This window comes from Weizmannia sp. FSL W8-0401 (genome assembly GCF_038009125.1).
Taxonomy (GTDB): Bacteria; Bacillota; Bacilli; order Bacillales; family Bacillaceae_C; genus Weizmannia; species Weizmannia coagulans.
Genome location: NZ_JBBPAG010000001.1, coordinates 2,994,585 through 3,006,622 on the forward strand (window position 1 = coordinate 2,994,585; position 12,038 = coordinate 3,006,622).

General features: G+C 47.7%; 14 protein-coding genes and 12 tRNA genes. 1 reads left to right on the plus strand and 25 read right to left on the minus strand.

The features are described from left to right. Positions 1-110: 110 nt before the first annotated feature. The 13 genes from NSU00_RS14500 to NSU00_RS14560 form a co-directional block, all read right to left on the minus strand. A tRNA-Gly gene (locus tag NSU00_RS14500) sits at positions 111-184 on the minus strand. Positions 185-191: 7 nt separating this feature from the next. Then, positions 192-265, minus strand: a tRNA-Pro gene (locus tag NSU00_RS14505). A 120-nt stretch (positions 266-385) separates the two neighbouring features. Next, positions 386-459 (minus strand) — tRNA-Arg (locus NSU00_RS14510). Positions 460-464: 5 nt separating this feature from the next. Next, positions 465-549 (minus strand) — tRNA-Leu (locus NSU00_RS14515). A 61-nt stretch (positions 550-610) separates the two neighbouring features. Further along, positions 611-685: transfer RNA gene (locus NSU00_RS14520), tRNA-Gly, on the minus strand. Between the two features lie 16 nt (positions 686-701). Continuing rightward, positions 702-783 (minus strand) — tRNA-Leu (locus NSU00_RS14525). Positions 784-790: 7 nt separating this feature from the next. After that, positions 791-866 (minus strand) — tRNA-Lys (locus NSU00_RS14530). Between the two features lie 5 nt (positions 867-871). Then, positions 872-946 (minus strand) — tRNA-Gln (locus tag NSU00_RS14535). A gap of 1 nt (position 947) precedes the next feature. Beyond that, a tRNA-Asp gene (locus NSU00_RS14540) sits at positions 948-1,023 on the minus strand. 24 nt (positions 1,024-1,047) lie between these two features. Beyond that, positions 1,048-1,119 (minus strand) — tRNA-Glu (locus tag NSU00_RS14545). 21 nt (positions 1,120-1,140) lie between these two features. Further along, positions 1,141-1,231, minus strand: a tRNA-Ser gene (locus tag NSU00_RS14550). 4 nt (positions 1,232-1,235) lie between these two features. Further along, a tRNA-Asn gene (locus NSU00_RS14555) sits at positions 1,236-1,310 on the minus strand. A gap of 111 nt (positions 1,311-1,421) precedes the next feature. Further along, the gene (locus NSU00_RS14560; protein WP_017553282.1) at positions 1,422-1,913 is read right to left on the minus strand and encodes a SprT family protein; all 492 of its coding nucleotides are present in this window, start codon (positions 1,911-1,913) and stop codon (positions 1,422-1,424) included. Positions 1,914-2,061: 148 nt separating this feature from the next. Here NSU00_RS14560 and cmpA point away from each other — a divergent pair, with 148 nt between their 5' ends. Continuing rightward, entirely contained in the window at positions 2,062-2,178 is a 117-nt protein-coding gene (gene cmpA / locus NSU00_RS14565; protein ID WP_100181618.1) for a cortex morphogenetic protein CmpA, read from the plus strand. Positions 2,179-2,200: 22 nt separating this feature from the next. Here the strand turns inward: cmpA and NSU00_RS14570 are convergent, their stop codons facing one another. The 12 genes from NSU00_RS14570 to alr all read right to left on the minus strand — a co-directional run bounded on the left by NSU00_RS14570 (position 2,201) and on the right by alr (position 12,030). After that, complete coding sequence (locus tag NSU00_RS14570; RefSeq protein WP_017553284.1) at positions 2,201-4,378, minus strand: Tex family protein; 2,178 nt, start codon at positions 4,376-4,378, stop codon at positions 2,201-2,203. A gap of 301 nt (positions 4,379-4,679) precedes the next feature. Further along, positions 4,680-5,273: a PP2C family serine/threonine-protein phosphatase gene (locus tag NSU00_RS14575; protein ID WP_328004998.1), complete on the minus strand. Its 594-nt coding sequence runs from the start codon at positions 5,271-5,273 to the stop codon at positions 4,680-4,682. A 5-nt stretch (positions 5,274-5,278) separates the two neighbouring features. Beyond that, positions 5,279-6,058 (minus strand): RNA polymerase sigma factor SigB, encoded by a 780-nt coding sequence (gene sigB, locus NSU00_RS14580; protein ID WP_328004997.1) that lies wholly within the window; start codon positions 6,056-6,058, stop codon positions 5,279-5,281. Next, positions 6,036-6,506, minus strand: coding sequence for an anti-sigma B factor RsbW (rsbW, locus tag NSU00_RS14585; protein ID WP_017553287.1), 471 nt, complete (start codon positions 6,504-6,506; stop codon positions 6,036-6,038). Before rsbW ends, sigB begins: the two co-directional genes overlap by 23 nt. A gap of 3 nt (positions 6,507-6,509) precedes the next feature. Next, complete coding sequence (locus NSU00_RS14590) at positions 6,510-6,839, minus strand: anti-sigma factor antagonist (protein WP_340703933.1); 330 nt, start codon at positions 6,837-6,839, stop codon at positions 6,510-6,512. Between the two features lie 68 nt (positions 6,840-6,907). Next, a complete protein-coding gene (locus NSU00_RS14595; protein WP_340703862.1) occupies positions 6,908-7,918 on the minus strand; it encodes a PP2C family protein-serine/threonine phosphatase in 1,011 nt (336 codons plus the stop codon). Between the two features lie 14 nt (positions 7,919-7,932). Then, positions 7,933-8,334: an anti-sigma regulatory factor gene (locus NSU00_RS14600; protein WP_013860676.1), complete on the minus strand. Its 402-nt coding sequence runs from the start codon at positions 8,332-8,334 to the stop codon at positions 7,933-7,935. A gap of 4 nt (positions 8,335-8,338) precedes the next feature. Continuing rightward, positions 8,339-8,695 carry an STAS domain-containing protein gene (locus NSU00_RS14605; protein WP_017553290.1) on the minus strand — a complete coding sequence of 119 codons (357 nt, stop codon included), beginning with the start codon at positions 8,693-8,695 and terminating at the stop codon, positions 8,339-8,341. A 3-nt stretch (positions 8,696-8,698) separates the two neighbouring features. Next, complete coding sequence (locus NSU00_RS14610; protein WP_061574530.1) at positions 8,699-9,526, minus strand: RsbT co-antagonist protein RsbRA; 828 nt, start codon at positions 9,524-9,526, stop codon at positions 8,699-8,701. Between the two features lie 566 nt (positions 9,527-10,092). Then, positions 10,093-10,443: a type II toxin-antitoxin system PemK/MazF family toxin gene (locus NSU00_RS14615; RefSeq protein WP_013860680.1), complete on the minus strand. Its 351-nt coding sequence runs from the start codon at positions 10,441-10,443 to the stop codon at positions 10,093-10,095. Positions 10,444-10,447: 4 nt separating this feature from the next. Beyond that, positions 10,448-10,726 carry a CopG family ribbon-helix-helix protein gene (locus NSU00_RS14620; RefSeq protein WP_014096808.1) on the minus strand — a complete coding sequence of 93 codons (279 nt, stop codon included), beginning with the start codon at positions 10,724-10,726 and terminating at the stop codon, positions 10,448-10,450. Positions 10,727-10,878: 152 nt separating this feature from the next. Then, the gene (gene alr, locus NSU00_RS14625; RefSeq protein ID WP_019720977.1) at positions 10,879-12,030 is read right to left on the minus strand and encodes an alanine racemase; all 1,152 of its coding nucleotides are present in this window, start codon (positions 12,028-12,030) and stop codon (positions 10,879-10,881) included. Positions 12,031-12,038: the final 8 nt, after the last annotated feature.

Here is a 12,038-nt window from a genome sequence, read left to right on the forward strand (position 1 = left end):
AAAAGCTCAAAAAGAATTTGACGTTTCGTTTTGTCCAATTTTCAAGGAACAATTTCAAGCAGCAACTTATTAAGTATAGCATGATAACAAGTCACTGTCAACATAAAATTTGGAGCGGGTGATGGGAATCGAACCCACGACAACAGCTTGGAAGGCTGTGGTTTTACCACTAAACTACACCCGCATGCAAATCGGGAAAACAGGATTCGAACCTGCGACCCCATGGTCCCAAACCATGTGCTCTACCAAGCTGAGCTATTTCCCGCTTTTCCCTGCCCCAAAAACTATAAAACCAATGCCTGTTTTTATAAAGTTTTCAACTGCTCGATAAGCTTTTAAGCTTTTTATGCAGATGGAAACCGATCTTTTTTTGCATGAAAAATAGCGCGCCCAAGAGGAGTCGAACCCCTAACCTTTTGATCCGTAGTCAAACGCTCTATCCAATTGAGCTATGGGCGCGTAAATGCGGCCGAGAGGACTTGAACCTCCACGGGATTTAACTCCCACTAGGCCCTCAACCTAGCGCGTCTGCCATTCCGCCACGACCGCGTTATTAACTTGACACCTTTACATTATATCAAAGGGTTTTGTGGATGTCAATCATTTTTTATGGAGCGGAAGACGGGATTCGAACCCGCGACCCCCACCTTGGCAAGGTGATGTTCTACCACTGAACTACTTCCGCATATCATACTAAACAGTGCGGGTGAAGGGAGTCGAACCCCCACGCCGTGCGGCGCCAGATCCTAAGTCTGGTGCGTCTGCCAATTCCGCCACACCCGCGGATAAATGGTGAGCCATGCAGGATTCGAACCTGCGACCCTCTGATTAAAAGTCAGATGCTCTACCAACTGAGCTAATGGCTCAAAAATGGCTGGGCCAGCTGGATTCGAACCAGCGCATGACGGAGTCAAAGTCCGTTGCCTTACCGCTTGGCTATGGCCCAATGGCGGTTCCGACGGGAATCGAACCCGCGATCTCCTGCGTGACAGGCAGGCGTGATAACCGCTACACTACGGAACCACTGATGATATGATAAGTTTTAAATGACCCGTACGGGATTCGAACCCGTGTTACCGCCGTGAAAGGGCGGTGTCTTAACCGCTTGACCAACGGGCCGCGATTACTGCTTTGTATGTATGGCGGAGAAGGAGGGATTTGAACCCTCGCGCCGCTTACGCGACCTACGCCCTTAGCAGGGGCGCCTCTTCAGCCACTTGAGTACTTCCCCAAAATGGCTCCGCAGGTAGGATTCGAACCTACGACCGATCGGTTAACAGCCGATTGCTCTACCACTGAGCTACTGCGGAATAACAAGCAACATCTTGTCGACTCTTAACATTATAATGACGGGACACGAAGGTGTCAACCCTGTTTTGAAATTTATTTTTAAAGCTTGTTTCGAAGATGCTCCATGCCCATTATTTCCGGCCCGGTTCAGCATACATTTTGTGCAGCACCAGTTTGCCGCCGCATCTTCCGCAAACGTACCGGTTGGTGTTGACCTTTCTTTGCCTTCTGTATAGGATGCCGCATTCCCTACAGACATATTCGTAACGCGGGGACGGGCGGCGGGACGGGCGGGAAGCTGCTTTACTCGGCAGGACGGTACAATAGCGGGGCGCGTCCGTTTCCTTTAACAATTGTTTGAAATCCGCATCCCGGTGCCGGTATCCTTTCCCTTCCAGATGAAGATGGTAATGGCAAAGTTCATGTTTGATAATGCCGATCAGTTCTTTTTCCCCGAGTTCTTCTAAATATTTTTTATTGATTTCGATATTGTGGCTTTTTAACAAATATCTTCCCCCGGTGGTCCGCAGCCGGGGATTAAATGAGGCTGCATGCCGGAAAGGTTTGTGAAAATACTCCATCGATATTTTTTCCACAAGGCCTTGCAGTTCCTTGTTATCCATGGCCGTAAGCCCCCTTACTCATAATGAAAATAGATGCCGCGGGCACCCGCGCTTTTCTTTTCACATGACAAGTTATTATAGCATATACTTTAGTAAAAGTGCGGGGGATTGGTTTTGTTTCAGCATTCAGGAACAAGGGGGCGTTTGTGTGCCGGTATGGTTTCAAAACCAAATACGGAGAGCTTTTTGCGAGAAAAGGCGCAGTGAAATTAAACTGCTAAATGAATGCTGGTTTTTTTACAATGAAAAGAAGATGCGCGCATGACCGGCGCATCTTCTTTTCGCTTTTAAGCGTTCGGAAGCATGGTGAGCGATAATCTTCCTTTTTGGACGTCCACTTTCTCCACCCACACGGTGACAATATCGCCGACCGAGACGATATCAAGCGGATGTTTAACAAAACCTTTACTTAATTTCGAAATATGGACAAGCCCGTCTTCTTTCACGCCGACATCGACAAACGCCCCGAAATCGACGACATTCCGGACGGTTCCTTGCATCTCCATCCCCGGTTTCAGATCTTCCAGTTTCATAATATCCTTTTTCAAAAGCGGTTTCGGCAGTTCGTCGCGCGGGTCGCGGCCCGGTTTTTTCAAGGCTTCAAAAATATCTTGCAAGGTCAGTTCGCCGATGCCGAGTGTCTTCGCCATTTCCGGGACAGACAGCGCTTCAAGCGATTGGATCAGCTTTTCTGTCCCGATATCCGCTGTCGTCATGCCCAGTTCATTCAGCAAAGCTCTTGCCGCATCATAACTTTCCGGGTGGATCGGTGTTTTGTCAAGCGGTTCTTCCCCGTCCGGTATGCGGAGAAAGCCAATACTTTGTTCGTATGTTTTTGCGCCGAGGCGGGGAATCTTTTTCAGTTCGGCCCGGTTTTTGAATTTGCCGTTCTCGTCGCGGAATTTTACAATATTGCCCGCTACAGTGCTGCTGAGCCCGGACACATATTGCAAAAGAGACGGGGATGCGGTATTGACATCGACCCCGACCTGGTTGACGGCCGTTTCAACGACGAAAGTGAGCGATTCATTCAGTTTCTTTTGCGAAACGTCATGCTGGTACTGCCCGACACCGACCGATTTCGGATCGATTTTCACAAGCTCTGCCAGCGGATCCTGGAGCCTGCGGGCGATGGAGACAGCGCTCCGTTCTTCGACATGCAAATCGGGAAATTCTTTGCGTGCAAGGTCGGATGCGGAGTAGACGCTTGCCCCCGCTTCATTGACGATCACATAGGAAACATCTTCTTCTATTTCTTTTAAAATACCGGCAATCCATTGCTCCGTTTCCTGTGAGGCTGTGCCGTTTCCGATCGCGATGACCTCCACCTTAAAATCCCGGATGATGCTTTTTACAATCGCTTTGGCTTCTTCTGTTTTCGGTTTTGGCGGATGCGGGTAAATCACGCCGATTTTCAGCACTTTGCCCGTTTCATCCACGACTGCGAGTTTGCAGCCGGTCCGGTACGCAGGGTCAACCCCGAGCACCGTTTTTCCTTTTAAAGGCGGCTGGAGAAGCAGGTTCCTTAAATTTTCGGCAAAAATATGGATCGCCCGGTCTTCCGCTTTTTCGGACAGTTCGTTGCGGATTTCCCTTTCAATGGCGGGCTCAATCAGCCGTTTGTAGCCGTCTTCCACCGCTTCCTTGACGATTCGAGCTGTAATGGAGGCTTCATTCCGGATCACTTGCCGGTTCAAATACGCCAAAATCCGCTCGGTGTCCGCCTCAACGGATACGCGCAGAATGTTTTCTTTTTCGCCGCGGTTAAGGGCAAGCACGCGGTGTGGAACGATTTTGCGGACCGGTTCTTCGTAGGCGTAATACATTTCGTAAACCTTTTTCTCATCTTTTTCCGCATCTTTGACAGTGCTTGCCATCACACCTGTTTTAAACGTTTGGCCGCGGATCCAGCCGCGGTATTTTGGCTCATCCGAAACCATTTCGGCGATAATATCTTTTGCGCCCTGCAATGCTTCTTCGGCAGATGCCACCTGCTTTTCCGCTGATACATACGATGCCAGTTCAGCATCCAGATCGCCTTCAACCGGAAACGAAAGCATCCAGCTGGCCAGCGGTTCCAGCCCTTTTTCCTTTGCAATCGTGGCCCTTGTCCGGCGTTTTTGCTTATACGGGCGGTAAAGGTCTTCCACCAGCTGAAGCTTTTCTGCCTGTAAAATTTTCCCTTTTAGCTCTTCTGTTAATTTCCCCTGCTCATCGATCAGGCGGATGACTTCCTCTTTCCGCTGCTCAAGATTTTGCAAATAGTTCCACCGCTCCATAATGTCCCGGATCTGCACTTCATCAAGCGCACCGGTCATTTCTTTCCGGTAACGGGCAATAAAAGGAACGGTATTGCCGTCTTCCAGCAAACCGATGACATTCCGGATGCTCTTTTCCGGGAACTGTAATTCTTTTCCCAGCCGGCTGATCAGCCTTTCCTGTTTTTCTTCCAAATTGAACACCACACTTCTGATTACTGGTTCCGAAAATCTACATAAAGCTATATAATAATACAGATTATCCAGATTTCCGAATGATTCGCTCCTGAAAACAGGTCTTAGTTGAGCCAGTGAAACAGCTGTACACACAATTGCTTTATGCCATCATCGTTTCTTCCCACAACCGTAATTTTGAAATACAGATAGGCCCTCACCACCCCAGAGTAAAATGTAACCAGTGGTGACATTTGTAATAGGAGAAGGCCTCTTCTGTTATTTTACCATGCTTTCCGGGCTGAAAAAAACCGCAAAATAAAAAAGCTTGCCTTTACTGCAAGCTCCCAATAATAAATGTAGCATCGTCATCCATGGTCTGTTGTTCTTTTAACTGGTCGGCAATCCGTTCGATGGATTCACATTTCTTCAAATAGGATTGGACATTCCGCTCTTTCACGCCGTCTGAATGGATGATAAACCTGGAACCCGGTTCATAATCAAAAATCTCGGTTTTGAATTGCTGCGGCCTGCCGGACAAGTACCCGGTAATCGGAATTGGGTAAGTCAGTTTGCCGCCCGGTGCCACCATAAAAAAGCGGATGTTGCCGACACAGCTGTAAACAAATTTGCGCGATTTAAAACAGGCTTTGAAAATGGCAACCGCTGCGCCCCGTTTCCGGTACAAAGCGCGATTGCACGCATCCATCAGCGTGTCAACATCGTCATCCGATTGTTCTTTCACAACTTTTGCAACAGCCTGGGAAGAGTAATAGGCATATTCCCCGCTCCCCAGCCCGTCTGCCAGCACACAGAGGAAATAGTCATCCGTCTCCTTCATAAAATAGGCGTCTCCGCACAAGTCCCGGCCGGCCTTTGTTGTCTGAAATCCGTATACTTCCACTTGCTTTGAACTAAGATAATTCATAATGGCTAATTCTCCACATGTTGCAGTTCACCTTCTATGGCGTCCCGCAGTTTTTTGATCGCACGGCGTTGCAGGCGCGAGACGTGCATTTGCGAAATCCCCAATCTCTCGCCTGTGTCCTTCTGGCTTAAATTTTTAATATACGTGTAGTGGATGACCTGGCGTTCCCTCTCGCTCAGTACGTGCAACACTTTTTCCAGCACAAGCCGCTGGTTGACTTTTTCATATCCGTCATCTTCACTGCCGACCATATCCAGCAGGGTCACGGTACTGCCGTCTGAATCCGACTCAATTGAATGGTCAACGGAAAGTGCGTGGTAGCTTTTGCTCATTTCCATTGCTTCCAGCACTTCTTCTTCCGAAATCTCAAGATGTGCAGCAATTTCAGCGATTTTTGGCGAGCGTTGCAGTTCGTTCGTCAGTTTTTCAACAGTGGATTTAATCCGCGGGCCGAGTTCTTTAATCCTTCGGGGGACGTGGACACTCCATGTTTTGTCTCTCAAAAACCGCTTAATTTCTCCGATGATGGTCGGAATCGCAAAGGATACAAAGCTTTTTCCAATATTCGGGTCAAAGCGCTGAATGGCGCCGAGCAGGCCGATAATCCCCACCTGGAAAATGTCCTCCTGGTAGGCCCTTCCTTTCGAATATTTGCGGGCAAGCGACTCCACAAGTTTCTGATAGTGCGCGACAAGTATTTCCTGCGCCTCTTTGTCGCCGTTTTGCTGATAAGATTGTATCAATTGATTGACATCAATCTGATCAGGTTGAGGCAGTTTTGACATTGGTCTCCACCTGCTCCCCTTGAAGGTACTTGGTCATCATGACTGTTATTCCGCCATCATAATGTATGCGGACTTCATCCATTAAACTTTCAATGAGATAAAGGCCCAATCCTCCTTCTCTCATAAATTCGATCTGCACATCTTCCGTGTAAGGCCCTGCGAGTTCCCTTACTTTTTCCAGATCAAAACTGTCTCCTTTATCGGAAACCATTACTTCAAGGCGGTCCGGATAGAGGCTGAAATCGATGGTGACTTCCCCGTCCTCCTTGTCCTTATAGGCATGCTGGACAGCATTGGTAATGGCTTCGCTCGCGGCGATCTTCAAATCCTCGATGAGTTCGTAATCAAACCCCATGCGGCTTGCAATACCGGAAATGGTGAGGCGGATGACTCCGACATATTCCGCTTTGGCAGGGATTTTCATACTGATATGATCAAACTCCTCCATGTCTCACACTCCACCTTCTATTTCGGTATTAATCTTCATGATGTCGGAAAGGCCTGTAATATCAAACAGCCGTTTCAAACGGTCGGAAAGCCCCGTCAACGTGAGCATCCCGCCGTTTGCCCGCAAGCTTTTGAACAAACCGACCAGTACGCCCAGCCCGGTGCTGTCCATGTAAGAAACATTGGTAAAATCTATTAAAACTTCCAAACCTGCTTTTCCTTCATATGGTTCAAATGCTTCTCTTAATTTTGGAGCTGTAAATGCGTCAATTTCCCCCGAAATGGTTACGTTTAAGGCATTCTGTTTTTCCTTTACATCTACTTCAAAGTCCAATTCTTTCACCTCTTTAACATTCATCACTAAGTGCTTCTACCCTTTCCGGGCTGATGACAAACCTCCTTTTAGGCAGTTCTTTTTAAAATCAGCAAGGTAAAATCATCCCGCAGTTCAAATTCCTGCCATCTTTCCAGCTCCCTGTACACATTTTCCACGATTTCCTGTGCGCTCTTGCGGATATTTTTCCGGATCAAGCTGGTAATCATTTCCCGGCTGACAAATCCTTCCTTTGTTCGGCATTCCGTTACGCCGTCTGACAACAGCACAGTCATATCGCCAAGCTGCACATCTTTTATATATTCATGGTACTTCGATTTTTTTTCTATGCCTAAAAGGAGCCCTTTTGCGATTAAATCCTCAAATTCATCCGTTTCCGCATGATAGAAAAAACCGGGCTCGTGCCCGGCGGATGCGTAGGAGAACTTATGTACTACCGGGTCATACATACCGTAAAACATCGTAATAAACATACTCGGGTCGACATTCTGTTCAACGACGCGGTTCAGATTTTCCAAAATAATATGGGGCTGGTGGCTGTATTCCTGCAAACTGTCCATCGCATATTTGATCATCGACATGCAGAGCGCCGCCGGGATCCCTTTCCCGATCACATCCGCGATCGCGATGCCGATGCGGCGGTTCTCATCTTCAATAAAATGATAATAATCGCCGCTCATTTGTTTGGCCGGCATGCTGATCACGCCAATATCGATGCCGTCCTGCTCCGGGACATCCGCCTTAAGCAGGGTTTGCTGCATGCCCGCAGCAATCTCGATTTCACTCTTCAGTTCTTTTTGTCTTGTCCGGAGGCTTTGCTGTTCCCTGTAAACGAGCCCGTAGGCAAGCATGACTTCCAGCAGGACATCAAAGGACTGCTGCACCGTTTTGGAAAGCCCGGGTTCGATTTGCTGCAAAACAGAGCGATGGCACATAATCATGTCTTCAGGAGAGATCCGGTTTTCAATCAGTTTGCGGCTGAACTTCTCGCACTGGTACAGCGCCTGTTCATCCGGATGCTGTAGAAAATGGCTAAGAATTTCTTTATACTCCTGCTCCATGGCATCGCGGAAATCCATCTTTTTCCCTCCTATCATCGTATCCATTTGATTGCGGTAACGGTTGTTCCCTCATTCGGCGCCGAAACGATATCAAATTCATCCATCAGGCGCCTTACGCCCGGCAGGCCTGCCCCAAGCCCTCCGGATGTGGAGTAGCCGTCTTCCATCACTTTCCGGATGTTTTCAATCCCCGGCCCTTTATCTGTAGCGATCACTTTCAGCCCCTTTTTCCCGTTTTGCAGAACTTTCTCAATCCGGATTTCCCCTTGTCCTGCGTATATAAAAATATTGCGGGCGAGTTCGCTGATGGCCGTTGTGATTCTTGCCTGGTCGACAGCACCGAAATGGAGCTCTCTTGCAATGTTTCTCCCAAGCTGACGGGCGGCCACAATATCCCACTCATTCAAAATTTTTACACAGGAATGGTTATCCATACAGCTAGTCCCCCAATTCCTGTTTTAATTTCTCAAGGCCGCTTTCCAAATCCAGTGCCGTCATGACGCCCTCCATCGTAATCCCCAACTCGATCAGGGTAATGGCGACTGCAGGCTGGATTCCGGTGATGACCACTTTTGCGCCCAGCATTTTGGACATATTGACCACATCGCCCAGCACTTTTGCGATGAATGAGTCAATAAAATCAATAGAGGTGATGTCGATGACAACACCGCTTGCATTCGTTTCGTATATTTTTTGAAGCAAATCTTCCTGAAACTCCAAAGCTGTCTGGTCATCAAGCTCCCATTGGATCGAGACCAGCAGGCAGTTTCCCAGCTTTAAAATGGGTATGCGCATCAATCAACCCTCCCATTCCACAATTTTCCTCCCTGTCATTTCAAGAGCCTGTTCAATTCCTCTTTGCAGTGTACTCGTTGTTGTAATATGGTTTAATTTGATCCCCAAATTTGTTAACGTATGTGCAATTTCAGCGCGGATGCCAACAAGCATGCAGCGGGAGCCGACAAGCCGGACAGCATTTGCCGCCTGAATGAGATGATGGGCAACAACCGTATCGACAACCGGCACGCCCGTAATGTCGATCAGCACCACCTCCGACTTGTTTTTCACAATGCCGTACAGCAGGTTTTCCATAATCTGTCTTGCCCTTTCCGAGTCAATGGTGCCGACCAATGGGAGAACAGCAATTTTGTCAAACACCGGAATCAAGGGGGCGGACAATTCCTTTAACGCACTTTGCTGAAGCGAAATGGTCTTTTCCCAAATGGTGGTGTAGGCATTGACAAATTCATTTTGGACGGCATTGGTCCATTCCCGAAAGATTTCCCAGAATTCCCGGTGCTTTTCAAACACCGCATCCGGGTTGTGGTTCATCATCAGGTTGTAAACAATATCCCCGAGAATTTGAATGCCGGTCGTTGCAAAAGTGAGCGGCCAGCCCAGCGTCACGATTCTTTCGGAAAACTCGCCGAGCTGTTTCTCATATTCGTGATTGCTTTTCGTCAGCCGCGCAAGAATCACTTCGACAAAATCCCGGCTTGTTTTTTCAAACACCACACCTTCATCGAAATGAAATGGGGCACCACCTTTTTCCTTCATGCTTTTCATCCATTTGTCCAGTATTTCATCTTTATGTTCCGGTATAAATTCCGCTAAATATGATTGCATGGTCAACCCTCTTTCCTCCGAACAGTTTGAAGCGCCCGTCTTTGGCAGCCGGCGGCAGACATGCCGGGCTTTTCCGGAAGGCTTGCAAAAAGACAAATGAGCTGCTGCCTTTAGCCCCGGCGGATTTTCTGAACCGGTTTGTTGAAAAAAACAGGGAAATCCATTTGATTTATATGTTATTATATCTGTTTTTGCCAGCAACCGGAAAATATTTTTTATGTAAATGGCACAGAAATCGGGCAAAAGGCATTTTTCCGGAAAATTTCTTTCGTTCGTCTTATAGCGTTATCATATACCCGCTATAAGACAGATTTAAACCCCTTTTCCTGTATTTTTTGAAAGCAGGTTTCATTATTTCAGTTCCGACGCGTGAAAAAATATGTGATTTTTTACGTTTGAATTTCAGGCCGGACGAAAGGCGTGAAATTCAAAGAGGGTAAAATTCTCGATGAAAAAACTGCAACACCCGGCCTGAAGCTTGAAAAAATCCGAAAAAGTATAAGCTGCTTCTTATTAGCCGGCAATGAGCCAGTAGCATGAAAAAACGCCCTTTAAAAAGAGCGTTTCTAAAATTCGACCAGTCCCAGGCTGATTTGCAGGGCGTCGTCAATTTTCTCCATGACTTCTTCATCAAGATGCGTAATCTTATCCGTTAAGCGTTGTTTATCGATTGTGCGTATTTGTTCAAGCAATATCACAGAATCCCTTTCCAAACCGTAACGCTTTGCATCGATTTCCACATGCGTGGGCAATTTTGCTTTCTGGATTTGCGCTGTTATAGCGGCAACAATGACAGTGGGGCTAAAACGGTTTCCAATGTCGTTTTGTAAAATGAGGACAGGACGTACGCCTCCCTGCTCGGAGCCGACCACCGGAGATAGATCGGCGAAGTACACGTCTCCACGCTTAACAATCAAAGGATTACCCCCCGCTTACTAGGCTTTCAACTGTATGTTCTGCTTCGTATTCAGCCTGGATCGCTTCGGAGGCAATCGCCAAATTAATTTTTGCCATTTCCATGTAGCCACGCCTCATCGTTTCGCGGATTTGGCGTTTTTTCCGTTCTTTTAAATACATTTTTGTGGCACGGTAAATTAACTCATTGCGATTCATATTTTCAGTTTCAGCAAATCCGTCCAATTCCGTCAACAGCTGCTGCGGCAAGCGGACTAAAATTTCTGTTGAAATAGGTTCAGACACCTGCTACACCTCCACGCACTAGACACCGTTTCTGCTTTCCATTCCCTTTTCATCATACCATCAAATACACTATATGCAAAGGCCAAATCACCATTCCTGTCTATTATCGGCAAAAAAATCATGCCATTATTCAAAATTCGCCAAAACATTTTTCACCCTTCAAGGACCGGATTCGACACGCCCGCGGCATCGTTCCCGTTTTTCCGGAAAACGCGCGGGACCCGGCTTGAAATGGAACAGGTCACCTCATAGTTGATGGTATCGAGCTTTTTGGCAATTTCATCAACAGGAACGGACAAATCCCCCTGTTTTCCAATCAGCGTTGCTTTTGTCCCGACAGCAACCGGACGGGGGATCCTTACCATACACTGATCCATGCAAATCCTGCCGACAATAGGCGCTCTTTCCCCGTCGATGATCACTTCCTGACCTGAAAGCCTGCGAATCCAGCCATCTGCATATCCAATCGGCAGCGTGGCGATCCATTCATCGCCGGAAGCCTGATAAGTGGCACCATAACTCACCGTGTCCCCGGCATGGATTTGTTTCACATGCGTCACCTTCGTATGAAGGGAGAACGCCTCTTTTAACGGAAACGGCAAAACCGGCTTGATTTCGGGCGAAGGGGAGAGCCCGTACATCGCAATGCCGAAACGGACAGCATTAAACGGAGACTGGTCAAATCTCAAAGCGGCGGCGCTGTTTGCGCAGTGCACATACGGCGGTCGGTTTTCAAGGTTTAAAACCATATCCTGAAACCGGCTGTATTGCTTTTCATACAAAGTCATATCGATTTCATCCGCTGTCGCAAAGTGGGTAAAAATCCCTTCAAAAAAGAAACAAGATTGTTGGTTCACGATTTTTTCCACTTCTTTTAATTCCTGTACGGTTCTTACGCCAATCCGGCCCATTCCGGTATCACATTTAAGATGGACGGATAGTTTCCGCCCGGTTAAATACCGGCCTGCTTCCTCGAGCCAGTCTTTTTGAAAAACAGTCAGGGAGATGTTTTCTTCAGCAGCGATTCCGGCATCTTCCGGACGGGCTGCCCCCAAAACAAGTATCGGAGCGGTAATCCCTTTTTTTCGTAACGCGAGCGCCTCGTCCAAAAATGCAACCGCAAGCGCTGAAGCTCCGGATGCAAGCGCGGTTTTCGCCACATATTCCGCGCCGTGCCCGTAAGCGTTAGCTTTTACAACCGCAATGATTTGCGTATGCTCCGGCAACAGGCGGCGCATATTTCCGACATTCTCCGAAATGGCATCCAAATCGACTTCCACCCATGTATCCCGGTAAAAAGCCATGATTACAC